This is a genomic window from Streptomyces sp. ST2-7A, from assembly GCF_021390475.1.
In the GTDB taxonomy this organism is placed as follows: domain Bacteria; phylum Actinomycetota; class Actinomycetes; order Streptomycetales; family Streptomycetaceae; genus Streptomyces.
Map to the genome: position 1 here is coordinate 1 of NZ_JAJUWS010000015.1, position 14380 is coordinate 14380.

15 protein-coding genes, 1 tRNA gene and 1 pseudogene are annotated in these 14380 nt (G+C 71.3%); 9 read left to right on the forward strand and 8 right to left on the reverse strand.

The window, feature by feature from the left end; translation table 11 throughout:
• Positions 1–179: 179 nt before the first annotated feature.
• The 3 genes from LZF96_RS27010 to LZF96_RS11310 form a co-directional block, all read right to left on the reverse strand.
• Positions 180–983, reverse strand: coding sequence for a chaplin (locus LZF96_RS27010; RefSeq protein ID WP_233869720.1), 804 nt, complete (start codon positions 981–983; stop codon positions 180–182).
• Positions 984–1161: 178 nt separating this feature from the next.
• The gene (locus LZF96_RS11305; RefSeq protein ID WP_233869723.1) at positions 1162–1395 is read right to left on the reverse strand and encodes a chaplin; all 234 of its coding nucleotides are present in this window, start codon (positions 1393–1395) and stop codon (positions 1162–1164) included.
• A 185-nt stretch (positions 1396–1580) separates the two neighbouring features.
• Positions 1581–2897 carry a M20/M25/M40 family metallo-hydrolase gene (locus tag LZF96_RS11310; protein ID WP_233869725.1) on the reverse strand — a complete coding sequence of 439 codons (1317 nt, stop codon included), beginning with the start codon at positions 2895–2897 and terminating at the stop codon, positions 1581–1583.
• Between the two features lie 153 nt (positions 2898–3050).
• On the opposite strand from LZF96_RS11310, the gene LZF96_RS11315 reads away from it, so the two are divergent.
• Positions 3051–3138, forward strand: a tRNA-Leu gene (locus LZF96_RS11315).
• Positions 3139–3272: 134 nt separating this feature from the next.
• On the opposite strand, the gene LZF96_RS11320 is transcribed toward LZF96_RS11315, so the two are convergent.
• Positions 3273–3716 carry a VOC family protein gene (locus LZF96_RS11320; RefSeq protein ID WP_233869728.1) on the reverse strand — a complete coding sequence of 148 codons (444 nt, stop codon included), beginning with the start codon at positions 3714–3716 and terminating at the stop codon, positions 3273–3275.
• 219 nt (positions 3717–3935) lie between these two features.
• Here LZF96_RS11320 and LZF96_RS11325 point away from each other — a divergent pair, with 219 nt between their 5' ends.
• A complete protein-coding gene (locus tag LZF96_RS11325; RefSeq protein WP_233869731.1) occupies positions 3936–4607 on the forward strand; it encodes a DUF4232 domain-containing protein in 672 nt (223 codons plus the stop codon).
• A gap of 25 nt (positions 4608–4632) precedes the next feature.
• Here the strand turns inward: LZF96_RS11325 and LZF96_RS11330 are convergent, their stop codons facing one another.
• A complete protein-coding gene (locus LZF96_RS11330; protein ID WP_233869734.1) occupies positions 4633–4875 on the reverse strand; it encodes a DUF2087 domain-containing protein in 243 nt (80 codons plus the stop codon).
• 261 nt (positions 4876–5136) lie between these two features.
• On the opposite strand from LZF96_RS11330, the pseudogene LZF96_RS11335 reads away from it, so the two are divergent.
• Both LZF96_RS11335 and LZF96_RS11340 read left to right on the forward strand, forming a co-directional pair.
• Positions 5137–5673: pseudogene (locus tag LZF96_RS11335) on the forward strand (Scr1 family TA system antitoxin-like transcriptional regulator).
• Positions 5670–5891, forward strand: coding sequence for a DUF397 domain-containing protein (locus LZF96_RS11340; protein WP_233869737.1), 222 nt, complete (start codon positions 5670–5672; stop codon positions 5889–5891). Before LZF96_RS11335 ends, LZF96_RS11340 begins: the two are co-directional and overlap by 4 nt.
• Positions 5892–5970: 79 nt before the next feature.
• Here LZF96_RS11340 and LZF96_RS11345 read toward each other — a convergent pair whose 3' ends face one another.
• Entirely contained in the window at positions 5971–7719 is a 1749-nt protein-coding gene (locus LZF96_RS11345; RefSeq protein WP_267940755.1) for an MFS transporter, read from the reverse strand.
• Positions 7720–7830: 111 nt separating this feature from the next.
• Positions 7831–8487, reverse strand: coding sequence for a TetR/AcrR family transcriptional regulator (locus tag LZF96_RS11350; RefSeq protein WP_233869740.1), 657 nt, complete (start codon positions 8485–8487; stop codon positions 7831–7833).
• Positions 8488–8905: 418 nt separating this feature from the next.
• On the opposite strand from LZF96_RS11350, the gene LZF96_RS11355 reads away from it, so the two are divergent.
• The 5 genes from LZF96_RS11355 to LZF96_RS11375 all read left to right on the forward strand — a co-directional run bounded on the left by LZF96_RS11355 (position 8906) and on the right by LZF96_RS11375 (position 13027).
• Positions 8906–9088 carry a hypothetical protein gene (locus LZF96_RS11355; protein ID WP_233869961.1) on the forward strand — a complete coding sequence of 61 codons (183 nt, stop codon included), beginning with the start codon at positions 8906–8908 and terminating at the stop codon, positions 9086–9088.
• Positions 9089–9098: 10 nt separating this feature from the next.
• Positions 9099–9824 (forward strand): hypothetical protein, encoded by a 726-nt coding sequence (locus tag LZF96_RS11360; RefSeq protein ID WP_233869743.1) that lies wholly within the window; start codon positions 9099–9101, stop codon positions 9822–9824.
• 67 nt (positions 9825–9891) lie between these two features.
• Positions 9892–10875 carry a hypothetical protein gene (locus LZF96_RS11365; protein WP_233869746.1) on the forward strand — a complete coding sequence of 328 codons (984 nt, stop codon included), beginning with the start codon at positions 9892–9894 and terminating at the stop codon, positions 10873–10875.
• Positions 10872–11873: a hypothetical protein gene (locus LZF96_RS11370; RefSeq protein WP_233869749.1), complete on the forward strand. Its 1002-nt coding sequence runs from the start codon at positions 10872–10874 to the stop codon at positions 11871–11873. The genes LZF96_RS11365 and LZF96_RS11370 overlap by 4 nt, the downstream gene beginning before the upstream one ends.
• A 122-nt stretch (positions 11874–11995) precedes the next feature.
• Positions 11996–13027: a serine hydrolase gene (locus LZF96_RS11375; protein ID WP_233869752.1), complete on the forward strand. Its 1032-nt coding sequence runs from the start codon at positions 11996–11998 to the stop codon at positions 13025–13027.
• A gap of 48 nt (positions 13028–13075) precedes the next feature.
• Here LZF96_RS11375 and LZF96_RS11380 read toward each other — a convergent pair whose 3' ends face one another.
• The gene (locus tag LZF96_RS11380; RefSeq protein ID WP_233869755.1) at positions 13076–14308 is read right to left on the reverse strand and encodes a PP2C family protein-serine/threonine phosphatase; all 1233 of its coding nucleotides are present in this window, start codon (positions 14306–14308) and stop codon (positions 13076–13078) included.
• Positions 14309–14380: the final 72 nt, after the last annotated feature.

The following is a 14380-nucleotide window of genomic DNA, read 5'->3' on the forward strand; positions in this document are numbered from 1 at the left end:
GTGTCGTAGGCGGCGGGTTGGGGGTTGGGGGGGCGGCCGGTGTCAGGGGCCGCCCCCTCATCCGTACCGACACCGGCCCCGCCGGCGCGAGCCGTGCCGAGGTCGTCCGCTCGGACACGCGGACGGGGCCCCGCGTCGGCGGGACCCCGTCACGGAGCCGTCGGCCCCGGCTGAAACGGTCAGGCGTTCTGCCCGACACGGCTGCGGCGGTAGAGCACCGCACCACCGGCGAGCAGGCCGGCCGCGGCCAGGCCGGCGGCGGCCAGGGGCAGCTCGGAACCGGTCTGCGCGAGGGAACCGTCACGCGGCGCGGAGACGGCCACCGGGGTCTCGTCGTCGGCCTCGTCACCGCCACCCTGCGGGGTCCGCTCGCGCGGCGTGTCGGTGTCGGGCGTGTCGGTGTCCGGCGTGTCGGTGTCCGGCGTGTCGGTGTCCGGCGTATCCGGCCCCTCGGGCTCCTCGTCCACGGGCGGGTTCACCGGCGGGTCCACGGGCGGGTTCACCGGCGGGTTCACCGGCGGGTCCACCGGCGGGTCCACCGGCGCGGGCGGGATCTCGCCACCACCGGAGACGTTGGTGCAGCTGTTGCCGACGGCCGGGTTGAGGATGCCGACGAGGTCGATGGTGTTGCCGCAGACGTTCACCGGAACGTGCACCGGCACCTGAATGGTGTTGCCGGAGGCGACACCCGGCGAGTTGGTGGAGGCCCCCTCGGCGACGGCCCCGTTGTTGCCCTCCGAGACGTTGGCGCAGGTGTTGCCCACGGCCGGGTTGAGCAGGCCCACCACGTCGATGGTGTTGCCGCAGACGTTCACCGGAACGTGCACCGGCACCTGAATGGTGTTGCCGGACAGTACGCCCGGCGAGTTGGTGGCCGCCCCGGCGGCGTCGGCGTTCGCGAACGCCGTCCCGCTCCCCGAGAGCGCGAGCACGCCTCCCGCGGTGGCGACGGAGATCAGGCCCTTCCTGGTGACCTGTCGCATGGTGGTTCCCCTGCCTTGGTTTGCCTCGTCGAAGTTGCTGATGGACCGCTTGTCGGTCCGGGGGCGGCCGGGCACTCGAGGTCGTGCCCGCGCCGCACGGATGCCCGACGGCCCCGGAGCGCGGTAGAGCACCCCGGGGCCGCACGGCATCAAGCCCACATGGGAATGGGGCGAAGCGTCAGACGTTGACGCAGACGTTGCCGAAGGCCGGGTTCAGGATCCCGACGAGGTCGATGGTGTTGCCGCACAGGTTCACCGGCACGTGGACCGGGATCTGGATGACGTTGCCGGAGACGACACCCGGGGAGTTCACCGCGGCGCCCTGGGCATCGGCGTCGGCGACGGCCATGCCGGCACCCGCCATGACGAGACCACCGGTGGCAGCGGCGACGGCGACGACCTTCTTGATCATTACTTCCTCCTCGTTGACATCACAGCCCCATTGAGGGCTGCACCAGCTGTAACGAGGGGGAACGGAGGGGGGCACGAGCCCCGGGGCCCATTCACCCTTCCTGACCACGCGTCGCACGCCCGACCGACCTCCCACGGGCAGGGGGCGGGGGCCGGCCGGCACGGGCATACGACGGGAACCGCAGGTCAGGAGTGGTCGATGAAACGGTCGAGCACCCGGACACCGAACTTCAGGCCATCCACCGGTACCCGCTCGTCGACCCCGTGGAACATCCCGGCGAAATCCAACTCCGGGGGGAGCTTCAGCGGCGCGAAGCCGAAACCGCGGATGCCGAGGTCGTCGAAGGACTTGGCGTCGGTGCCCCCGGAGAGCATGTACGGCACCGCCCGGGCCACGGGGTCCTCGGCCACCAGGGCAGTGCGCATGGCGTCCACCAGGGCCCCGTCGAAGGTGGTCTCCAACGCCTTGTCGGTGTGCACGTCCTCCCGCTTCACCCGGGGGCCGATCAACCGGTCGACGTCGGCGAGGAACTCCTCCTCGTACCCCGGCAGGAACCGGCCGTCCACGTGCGCCACCGCCTGACCGGGGATGACGTTCACCTTGTACCCGGCGTCCAGCTGGGTCGGGGCGGCGGTGTTGCTCAGCGTCGCCCCGATGATCTTGGCGATGCCGCCGAGCCGGGTCAGCGTGGCCTCCATGTCCTCCGGGTCCAACTCGACCCCGAGGGCGTCGGAGAGCTCGTCCAGGAAGGAGCGCACGGTCTTGGTGACCCGCACCGGGAAGGTGTGCCGGCCGAGCCGGCCCACCGCCTCGCACAACTCGGTGATGGCGTTGTCCCGGTTCACCATCGAGCCGTGGCCGGCGGTGCCGTCCACGGTCAGTCGCATCCAGTGCATGCCCTTCTGGGCCGTCTCGATGAGGTAGAGGCGGAGGTTCTCGTTGACGGTGAAGGAGAAGCCGCCGACCTCGCTGATCGCCTCGGTGACGCCCTCGAAGAGGTCCGGGTGGTGGTCGACCAGGTAGCGGGCGCCGTGCGTGCCACCGGCCTCCTCGTCGGCGAGGAAGGCCAGCACGATGTCGCGCGGGGGCCTGCGGCCGGAGCGCAGGCGGTCGCGCACGACCGCGAGGGTCATGGCGTCCATGTCCTTCATGTCCACCGCGCCCCGACCCCAGACGCAGCCGTCGGCGATCTCCCCGGAGAAGGGATGGTGGGTCCAGTCGGCGGCGTTGGCGGGGACCACGTCGGTGTGCCCGTGGATCATCAGGGCCGGACGGGACCGGTCCTCGCCCTCGATCCGGGCGACCGTGGAGGCCCGGCCGGGACGGGACTCGAAGATCTTCGGCTCCAGACCGACCTCGGCCAACTTCTCGGCGACGTACTCCGCCGCCGCCCGCTCACCGGGACCGGAGTCGTCCCCGAAGTTGCTGGTGTCGATCCGGATGAGATCGCGGCACAGGTCCACGACCTCCTCTTCGCCGGTGATGGGAGTCGACTGACTCACTGGTCCTCCTCGTGCTGGGGTGCCCGCGACGGGGTCCGTCCATCCTCCCCTCTCCCCCGACCCGACCCAAGGGTCGGCGGCGGTGATCGTGGGCTCCCGGACCTTTGCTAAGGTTTCCCCTGTCGCCGGGGCACGGCCCCGGCACGGCACCTTGTCCGGGTGGCGGAATGGCAGACGCGCTAGCTTGAGGTGCTAGTGCCCTTTATCGGGCGTGGGGGTTCAAGTCCCCCCTCGGACACCACACGACGACCCCGGCCCCTCGACCGGGGTCGTTCGCGTCACGCCGGTCTGCGCGGTGTCCGATCCGAGGGCCTCCGGCCACCCCGGGGCATTCCGGGTTCGCCGTTGTCGTTTCCCCTCATCGACCGGTGACGTTCACGTGCGGACCGGGGGCGGCGACTCCTCGCCGAAAACCCACGGTGCCAGGACGACCGACCACCCGTCCGGATCCTCGAAGAGGACGGCGCCGCGTTCCGGCCAATACGGGTTGGCCGCGGAAACCGGAGCGTGCCCGTACCCGCCGAGCCGCCGGATAGCGGTGGCGACCGCTTCGGGGCCACGGAGATAAAGCACGAGCTGATTTTCCGGGTGCGGTTCGGGAACGCGGGGCGGATCACCGTGTTGGAGCAGTTCCATGTGCACCCGATTGTCGGGCAGGCCCACGACGACGCCGTCGTACCCGCGATGGCCACGCCACTCCGCGAGCACCGGCAGGCCGAGGGCATCACGGTAGAAGGCAAGGACGTCGTCATACCTGGCGGTCGGGCGGGCGAAACGCACGGCTCCGACATCCAGGTGGGAAGGCCAGAAGGGTCGCATGGGCCGATGTTGACGGAATGCGGCACGGGGGCGGTATCGCCCTTTGGACGTACGGGCAGGCCGATGGGCTGAGTGTCACTGCCTCCGCCTCGACCTCCGGACCTCCGTCCCCGGCGGTACGCCCCGTCCGACGCGCCGGGGAGGTGGAGCACCGGGGCCCAGCAGGGTGGTGCCGGTGGATGTGGACGGGCAGCAGGTCGGTGTGATGAGAATCTCCGAATGCACTCGTTACTCGTCTCCGCAACGTTCCGTTCACCACGCACCGCCCGGGCGGTCCGGATCCCGATGGCGGTGGTCGTCGCGCTCGGCGTGGCCCTGCTGACGGGGTGCGGCACCGTGGCCGTCGGCGATCCGGGCGGGGACGGGCCGCCGGTCGCGCCGGTGGATCCCGTCCCGTCGCCCCCCTCTTCGGATGAGCCGTCCGTGGATCCGGAACAGGACGACTTTTCCTGCCCCGCGTCGGGGCTGCGGGCGACAGCCGACTTCACCAATCCCGCGATGGGACTGCGGGTCATGGGGTTGCGGCTCGTCAACTGTGGTGACACTCCTCGACGCATCGAGGGATATCCGGTGGTCACCCTGCTCGACGAGGACGCGGAGGCGCTCGACGTGGAGGTGGTGAACGGCTCCGGGGACATCGCCGTCGTGGAGGGGTTCGACGATCCGCCGGTTCCCTTCGACCTGGAGCCGGGCGAGCAGGCGTCCGCCGAGTTGATGTGGCGGAACACCGTGACCCACGTCGATGATTTCCGTTATCCGGCGCCGTACCTGACGGTGGCCCCGATGCCCGGTGAGGAAGCGCAGTTGGTGATTCCCGACGGTGACATCGACACCGGTAGCACGGGGATCGCCGGCGTCTCGGCCTGGAAGCCCTTTCCCCCGGCCCTGTGATCAACCGGCGGGAACACGGGGTGGGTTACTGGGTGATCGACGTTCGACGGTACTCGGATCCGTCGTGGGTACGGGTCAACAGGCCGGCCTCCACGAGGTATCGGCGAAGGGCCGGGGAGTCGTCGTGAATGCCCGCCGGTGCCTCGTTGACCTCGCGTTCGGTGTATCCCCGTCCGGGGTTGAAGAGGGTCCGCGTCAGGGGTTCGAGGACCTGTGCGCGGCGGGCGGTGCGACGCGGGATGGTCTTCACCCGTCCGTCGGTGAACATGACCGAGACATCGCGCGCCCCGCCCGATTCGTGGTGTGTCCCGGGGTCGCCCGTGGCCGGGAGCCTTCCCGGGCCGTCCGTGCCGGGGCAAACCGTTTTCCCCGGAAGCCATGCTCCTCGTCAGCCCGGACGGATCACGATCACACGTTCGAGTGATCTCCCATCACGAGCACCCTGTGTCACACCGACAACCCTTACCGTGATGGCGGGTCTTGAGGGGATGCCACCCGAGCCCGGAGCCGAGGTCGAGGAGGGTGTGGGATGAGTGAGCAGGGTGACGACACCGGACTTCTGCGCGGTGTCGGGCGCCAGTCGAAGCTGCTGCGCGAGCGGGAAGGGCTCTCGCGCGAGGAGTTGGGCGCCCGGGTGGGTTATGGAAGGGAATAGATCGCCTCCGTGGAGCAGGGGCGGCGCATCCCCTCACCGGAGTTGATCGATAGCGCGGACGAGGTCCCGGGAGTCGGTGGCCTGTTGCGGGCGATGAAGGAGGAGCCGGCGCAGGCCCGCTACCCGGCCTTCTTTCGCGACGCCGCCCGTCTGGAGGCGCGGGCGGTGGAGATCCAGATCATGCCGATGGAGCGGCAGGAGAATGCCGGGCTGGCAGGTCCCTTCACCCTGATGGAGACCTCCGACGGCAAGCGGGTCGCCTATCTGGAGGTCCAGAACGTGAGTCAGTTGCACACGAAGCGGGAATCGGTTCGGGGGTTGGAGGCCGAGTACGGCATTCTCGGGGCCCGGGCGCTCAACCCACATGAGTCGTTGACCTACATGGGGAAAGCGCTGGAAGGGGAGCCATGAGCCCGGAACGATACGAGAACCTCACCCCGTGTCGATGGGTCGGGAGCGGTTACAGCAGCGAGGAGGGCGGCGAGTGCGTGGAGGTGGCCGCCGTACCCCGGTGGGCGCTGCTGCGGGATTCCAAGCGGGCGACGGGTGCGGTGGTGGCCGCGCCGGCGGAGGGGGGGTCCGCGTTCCTCGAATTCGCCGTCGACCGAGGACGACCTGACGGCGACTGATGGTTCGGCGGGCCTCGTCAAGCGGTGGTGCCCGCCTCCCCGGCGGGGAGGCGGGCACCACCGATGCCGGGGATGGGTGTCAGGCCGGTGCGCCGGCCTTCCCACTCTCCTCGGCGGCGGGCTCGGCGGACCCGGCCGCGGGCCCGGAGGCGGCCGCCATCCCCGCCGCGTGTTTCGAGCGGCCGGGCATGAAGGCGAAGGCCACGGCGGCGGCCACGAAGGCGAGGATGGAGGAGACGAGCATGGCCTGCGTCAGGCCGTTCATCCAGGCGGCCTCGAAGGTCGCGAGGTAGCCGGCGGCGGCCTCCTCCCCCGCGCTCTCGGCCACGGCCGGCACCACGGCGTGCAGGGCGACCGCGAAGCTGTCCTCGGCCAGGCCGCGCAGTTCGGCCGGCAGGTCCCGCACGGCGTCGGCGATTCCGGAGGCGTAGCCGGAGGCCAGCAGGGATCCGAGGATCGCGATGCCGAGGGCGCCGCCGAGTTCACGGGTGGTGTCGTTCATGGCCGAGCCCATACCGGAGCGGTTGCGCGGCACGCTGGACATGAGCAGTTCGGTCGCGGGCGGCATCGCCAGGGCCATGCCGACGATGACGACGAGGATGGGCAGCAGCACGCCCCAGTAGGTGACATCCGCTTCCCAGCCGGAGCCGAGCAGGAAGCCCACGGCCATGACGGTCAGGCCGACCGAGATGACGGCCCGGGGCCCCCATGCCCGCACGATGTTGGGCACCAGGGGGGCGAGGATCATCATCGGCAGCATGATCGGCAGCGTCACCAGGGATGCCTTGAGCGGGCCGTATCCCAGAATCAACTGGAAGAGCTGGGCGAGGGCGTAGAAGGCACCGAAGAGCGCGAAGAAGGCGATCGCGCAGGTGAGGGAGGAGACGCCGAAGACCGGGTTGCGGAACAGCTTCAGGTCGAGCATCGGGTGATCGGTGCGGGTCTGCCACCAGGCGAAGAGGCCGAGACCGAGGACTGCGGCCACGGCGCCGACCAGCACGCCGGGGTCGGTGAAGCCGTGCGAGGGGCCCTCGATGATGGCGTACACCAGGCCGAGGATGCCGATGGTGGAGAGAACGCCGCCCCACCAGTCGACGGGGGTCCTGCGCTCATCGCGGGACTCGGGGGCCAGGATCTGATTGGCGACGAGGGCGCCCACGGCGAGCAGGCCACCGACGACGAAGACCGAGCGCCAGTCGTAGCGTTCCAGCAGCATCCCACTGAGGACCGAGCCGAAAGCGGTGCCCACGCCCGCGATGCCGGTCCACACCGCGATGGCGCGGGGGCGCTCGTGGCGAGGGAAGACGTTGTTGATGATCGACAGCGTGGTGGGCATGACCATGGCCGCGCCCAGGCCCATCAGGCCGCGGGCCAGGATGAGTCCGGCACCGGAGTCGACGGCGAGGGCTGCGTAGGCCGAGGAGGCGACGAAGACGACCAGACCGGCCTGCATGACGATGCGGCGGCCGTAGCGGTCGCCGACGGTGGCGGCGGTGAACAGCAGGGCGGCGAAGGTCAGCGAGTACAGGTCGATGACCCAGGTCTGCTGAAGGGTGGTCAGCCCCAGGTCGGTACTGAGTGACGGCAGCGCCAGGTTGAGGCTTCCGTTGGCGAGCATGACGGTGAGCAGGCTGGTGCACATGGCGGTCAGGACCCGCCATCGGCGCCGGTACACATCGGGGGGTATGCCGTCGAGATCGTCCGCCGGTACGGGGGCACCAGTGCCCCGGGAGCCGTCGGACGCGCCGGGGGCGTCATCGGTGGGCCGGCCGGGGGCGATCTCCCGATCCGGGGTCGTGGCGGAGTCGGGGGGCGGTGGGGCGGACATGGCTCTCCAGGGTGCTGACCGCCCGGGGGCGGAAGGGCGCGGGCACGCCGGGGCGGCCCGGGGATGGTGACGGCGCACCGGGGCGACGGCGGCCCGGTGGCGGGGAGGGACTCAGGGGGCGAGGACGGCTCGCAGGCCGGCCAGGACGCGATCCACCTCGGCGACCAGGGCGTCGGGGTCGGCCGGCACGTCACCGGGCGCCGCTTCGGCCCGACGGCACTCGACGGCCATCCGCATGACGCAGCCGGTGAGCGCGGCGGCCAGGCGGGGGTCGATGTTCTCGCCGGTGCGGGCCAGACGGCGCTCGAAGACGGCAATCAGTGCGCGTTCGGCCTCGGCGAACATCTCCAGCAGGAAACCCGCCAGTTCGGGGTTCTCCGTGACGAGTCGGTGGGAGGTGGCGATGCCGTCGGGGTCGCGGACGATGTCGCGGGCGTGGCCGCGCACGAGATCCGCCAGGGCGGCCCCGAAGGAGAAGTCGTCGGCGTGCACGAAACGTTCGACCGCGTCGGGGGCGAGGGCGGGAGGCGCCTCGAGGAGGGCGTCCTCCTTGCTCCGGAAGTAGTTGAAGAAGGTGCGGCGGGAGACTCCGGCCGCACCGGCGATCTCGTCCACGGTGACGGCCGCCACGCCACGCTCCAGAGCCAGTTCGCGGGCGGCGCGGCGGATGTCCCGGTGGGTACGGCGGCGACGGGTGTCCCACAGGGTCCCACCGGCACGGCCGGTGGCTTCGGTCTCCGCGTCCTGCGACGCCGGTGGTGGGGTCACCGCCGGTCCCTTCGTCGGTCTCCCCCGCCGGCACGGCCGGCGGGGTGGGGGTTCGTGGGGGTGGGCTCGACACCGAGCTTCTTGCCCTCAGTGCAAGGCTAGCACCGGGTGCACGGCACCCCGCCACCACGCCCCTCCGTCCGTCTCGCCGGACCCCGCCCGGTCAACATCGTGGGACGGGCCGGGAACGGCCGCGTTTCCGGCATCGCGCACGGGCCGTGGCCCCCGACCCGAAAAGCCGTCAAAAAGACGGTACCCGAACGGGTTTGAGAAATTCGGTTCGGCATTCAACCGAACCCTCGACCCGATGTTCCGAATTCAATGAAGAAGAACCCGTCGGGAGCGGTTGCGACTCCCCGGAAACCGGGTTGGACTTGAGTCGTAGGCAATGACCCCTTCCTTCGATAGGACGGTGAACATGTTTTCCACCGAGTCGACCACGCGGGACCTCCACAAGACTCTGGAGATGGATGTCGAGGCCGCGCTGAACCCGACCGAGGCGGATGGCACCTTCCGCGACTCCCGCGAATGCGTGGCGCTTCTGCTGCTTGCCGGAGCGCTGCTGCTCTCCCCGCCCACCCCCCGGCCGAAGAAGGGCTGACGAGGCGGATATGAAGCAATTGTCGGGCGCGATCCACGACCTTGCTTCGGAGGTGGTCTCCGTCCTTCGGGACGGGGACCACCGCTCCGTGGCGGGGGCCGGCGCCGTACGGGGTGACGAGGCCGTCCTGCGGGTGGCGGCGGCCCGGGCGCTGGGAGCCGATGTGCTGTTGCCCACCACGCTGCTGCGTCACCCGCCGGAGGAACCCGTACTGGCACTGGTGAGGGAGGCGATGCGCGTCTATCCGCCGGGGCCGGACGCCTCCTCCGCGACCGTATGGAGCCACTGGGCGATGGAGCGCACCGTGCTGCGTCTGACCTCGCCCGACGGCGTCGCCGAGGAGGCCGGCCGCCGTCCGGCCGGGGTCCCGCCGGACGCGCAACCGGACGTCTCCGAACTGGAGTCCGCCCCCTGGCAGCGGTTGACCCATCAGCTCGCCGTGCTCGGCGCCCTGGCCGTGCCCGGAGCGGATTCGGCGGTGGCCGAGCTCGCCGGACGGCGCTCGTTGGACGTCTCGCGCGGATTCGTGCGGGCGGTACGCCGTCGCGACTGGCTCCAGGCGGCGGGCGCGGGTCGGTGGTTGGCGGCCGTCGACGGGGCACCGGAGACCCTCGGCCTGGACACCGGTCTGGACTTCGTCCTGCACATGGGCGGAGCCGACCCGAGAGTGGCCCTGCACGCCCGCGCGGCGCTGTGGATGCGCGCGGCCGGCGCCGGACCCGGCCTCCCGTCATGAGGGACGACGCGCGAGACGACACCGACACCGACCGGGAAACGACCCGGGTATCCGTCGCGAGGGGCGCATGAGGAGCTATTTCCCCGATCGCCTCGCACTCGAGGCACTCGAATGGATCGAACGAAACTCCTCCAAATTCGAACTACCCGACGATGTCACCGGGGCGGATTCCGATCCGAATTGGACGATGAAACCGGTGGGCGAGCTCGCCCAGCTCTCATCCTCCATTATCGGCGTCTCCGAACCGGATGGGGAGGTGCGTCGACTGGCGGCCGAACTGCTCGATTTCTGTTGGCGCCAGGTACACGAGGGAATGACGCTGCTGCGGATTTTCCGGGAGGAGCCCACGGCGACCTATCCGCTGGAGATCTACGCGGCATTCGCCGGTGGCGGACTGCGCCATCCGGGTTTCGAGGAGTTCGCCTCCTCCGTGTGCGCCACCCGCTCGTGGCGGTTGGCGGAGCAGGACCCCAACCGACGTCTGGGCGTGCTGGACGCCGAACGGCGCAGCGGGCTGTCCCCGCACGGGCCCTTCGAGCCGGCGCTGCGGCGCACCTGGCTGGGCGGCCTCCCCGAGCCGTGGACGATGGACCGGGGAGCGGGGTACCACCTGACGCACACCGTGTTCCATGTCACGGAGTGGGGGCGGGCGCCGCACCGGATGCCGGAGGACCTGGAAGCGTACCTGGGTGCGTGGCTGCCCTGCTGGTTGGACTCCTGCGTGGAGGCCGGACAGTGGGACCTGACCTGTGAACTGCTGGCGGTGGGAGCCAGCATGCCCGGTCCCCCGGACGTGGAGCACCTGGGCCCGGCGTGGGAGAGCGTCGGTCGGGCCCGGCGCTCGGACGGCTCGCTGCCCGAGGAGGGCACCGGCCCGGCGGGAGACGACCCGGACACCGCCTTCGCGTACAGCTATCACTCGACACTGGCGGCGGCCTTCGCCGCCGCGCTGACCGCGTTCCGGCTGCGGACCGCGTCGCCCTCCCGGAGCGGACCCCCCGTCGGGTCCCCCGGTGGGTCCCCCGGCGAATCGAACGGGCGAGAAACATGATCGACACCCCTCATCCCGAACCACGCCCCGAACCACACCCCGCGTCCCGCACCACCGGCGCCCTCGCCCCCGACCCGGCGGACACCGCGCTGATCCACCGCGTCGGGGACCGGGCCGTGGCCTGGCTGCACCGGCACCGGGACGGTTTCCGCCCCCGGCCCGATCCCGACACCCCCGACCCGGAGGTCCGCGACCGCCTCAAGCCGATCGGTGAGCTGGCGCTGATCGGCAAGGTGTTGTTCCGGGAGGGAGTGGCCGGTTCCCGGCAGGCCGCACGGGCCCGGCAACTGCTGGACCAGGCCTGGCGCGAGCACCTGGACGGCGGTCGTCTGCTGGCGTGGATGCAGCGAGAGGAACCGCTGTCGCCGATCCCGTTCGAGATCTACGTACCGTTCCGCGAGTTGGGGTACTCCTCGCCGGAGGTGGAGGAGTACGCCCGACTGACCCAGCGCATGAAGAGCTGGTCGGCCCTGGAGGCGTTGCCGGTGCGGCGGTTGGGGCTGGCGGCCTTCGAGCGACGCTTCGGGTTGCCGCCCTCGGTCGACGCCCGGGAGGCGGTGGGCGCGACTTGGCTGGGACACCTTCCCGAGCCGTGGACGGTGGAGCTGAACATCGGATACGGCATCACCCACACCGTCTTCCACCTCACCGACTGGGGTGAGAACCCGGACGCTCTGCCGCCGGACATCGCGGAGTACCTGGCCCGATGGCTTCCGGTGTGGACCGACGACTGGCTGGAGATCGGCCACTGGGACCTGCTCGGTGAACTGCTGGTGGTGGACGCGTGTCTGCCCCGGCCCGCCCTGGAGGACCGGATCTGGCGGGCCTTCGCCGCCGCCCAGGCACCGGACGGGGCGATGCCCGCGCGGGGACCGCTGCCCGAGGGGGATCCCCGGGAGATCTTCGACGAGGTCTACCATCCCACCCTGGTCGCCGCGTTCGCCTCGGTGCTGGCCACCTCCCGGGCGATGGGCGCGCCGGTCGGGGAGCCGGTGTGAGGGCCGCGCTCCCGGAGACCGGGCGAACCCGCGGGACGGGGGCGTCACCGCCCGCGTCCCGGGAACCGCGCCCCCGCGTCCCGACGGGCCCGACACATCCCCTGCCGGCCGCCGACCCGGCGGTGCGGGGGGCGTTGGCGGAGGCGGTGGGGGCGGTGGACGCCCCCGACGTGGTCGTCGCCTGGTCACGACGCGGGGAACGGGCGGTGTGCACGGGAGGCACCGCCCCTCCCCCGACCGTGCCGCGCGAGGTGTCGCGCTACGAGATCGGGTCGGCGGGCAAGACCCTCACCGGACTCATGCTGGCCGTGATGGTGGGCGCCGGACGGGTCCGGTGGACCACCCCGGCGCTCGGTCTGCTGGTTCCGGAAAGCGTCCCCGGGCCGGCCCCGATCACCCTCCTGCACCTGGTGACGCACACCTCGGGTCTGCCCCGACTGCCGGCGGACCTGTATCCGTCCGCCCTGCGGCACCGGGCGACCAACCCCTACGCCGGGTATCCGACGCGGCGGGTACTGGATGCCTTCGCCCGGTACCGTTCCCGCCGACCGCCGGGAAGCCGGTGGCGGTACTCCAACCTGGGTGTGGCGGTCCTGGGGCACGCGTTGGGGGCGGCGGAGGGCATCTCCTGGGAGGGGGCGTTGGAACAGCGGGTGCTGGCCCCGCTGCGCCGCGTGGGAGCGGCGAACATCGGCACCGCGCCGGCGTCGGGCGCCGACCCGTCCCGGGGCCCGGTGGACGCGGTCGGTCACGGTCGGGACGGGCTGACCCCGGTGCCGCCGCTGCTCATGGGAGGTTTCCCGGCCGCCGGCGCGGTGCGCGGTGATCCGGTCTCCCTGCTGCGCCTGATGGAGTTGCACCTGCGGCCGGTGGGGGCGCCCGACCCGGTGACGGCCGCCGCGCTGGAGACGGTCCGCGTTCCGGTGCTGCGGCACGGGCGGCACCGGGAGCGGACCCACACCGTCACCTGGTTCCACGAGGAGGGCTCCCGGGGGCCGGTGTTCTTCCACGCCGGGGCGACCTGCGGGCAACAGGCGTTCCTGGGGTTCCGGCCGGGGACGGGGACGGCCGTGGTCGCGGTGTGCACCCGGCGTTACCGGCTCGGTGACGCCTTCCCGTCCGTCGCCCGGGGATTGCTGGACACACTTCCCTGACCCGGTCGCGCCGGCTCCGGGCCCACCGCGGTCCCGCCCCTTCGGGGATCAGCGGTCGGCGGGCTCCGCCGCGGTCGCCGTACCCGGCGCGTCGTCGTCCTCCCCCGGTCCGGGGTCGGGGCGACCGTGCCAGTCCAGGCACAGGATCATCGCGTCGTCCTCGGACTGCGGGCTCCCCCGGTAGCCGGCGAGTTCGCCGAGGATGGCGCGGGGGACCTGGGAGGGGGGCAGCAGGCGGGTGCTGGTCAACGCGCGTGTCAGGGCCTTGTCGCCATAGCGCTCCCCCGCCGGTGAGGAGACGTCGTAGACGCCGTCGCTGACGAACAGCAGGCGGTCGCCCGGCAGGACCCGGAAGTCCTGAGCGGCGTAGACGGTGTCCTCGAACATGCCCAGCGGCAACTGCGCCTCGAGTTCGACGGGTTCGGCGGTGCCGTCGCGCAGCCGCCACATTCGGGGCGAGCCGGCGTCGACGATCCCCACCTCCCCGGTGGCGAGGTGGAAGCGCAACAGCAGCACCGAGACGTGGAAACGTCCGCGGTACTGCCCGTACAGGGCCTGATCCGCCATGTACGCCTGGTCCTGGAGATCGAGGCCGGCGCGGCGGGCGTTGCGCAGCGCGTTGACGGCGAGGCTGGTGAGCAGAGCCGCCTCGATGCCCTCGCCCATTCCGTTGGTGATGGTGAGGGTGAGATCCTCGGCGGAGGTGGACCAGTCGAAATTGTCGCCGTGAATGGCGTAGGCCGGTTCCAGTTGGGCACCGAGATCGAACTCGGGCCGGCTCAGGGCGCGGCCGGGCAGCAGTTGCCACTGCATCTCGGCGGCGAGGGTGAGCCGCTCGGCACGGCGGGCCCGGAGGTAGACATCGGTGTCGCGCTCGGCGACCACGATCTCGTGGCCGAGGATCTCGGAGATCTCCCGCAGTTCCGCGACCACCTCGTCCGAGCACTCCTCGGTCGCCAATCGCAGGATCAGAACCCCGATCCGGTCGCCGCGGACGGTGACGGGGAGGTGCAGCGTGGCCACCTCCGAGCCGACCACGTCGGGGATGTAGGGTTGCTGGGAGCCGAAGGCCCGTCCCGGCGCGCCGGTATGGGCGGAAACGGTCTCCGATGTGGAGGACGGGGCGCCGACCGGGTGAAGCGTGTTCATCCCGTAGTCGGCCACGAGCAGTTCGATGTCGGTGGCCGAGTAGTGCCGTCCCAGCGCCGTGCGGGCCGCGGCGAGGAGATCGTGGGGCGGCGCATTGCGCAGGACCCGCTCCACAGCCGTGAATCTGTCCACCGTGTTACAACCGCTTTCTCAAGAAAACATGCCGGATGGTACGGGAGAAGACCGCCGGCCGGGCGTCAGGGG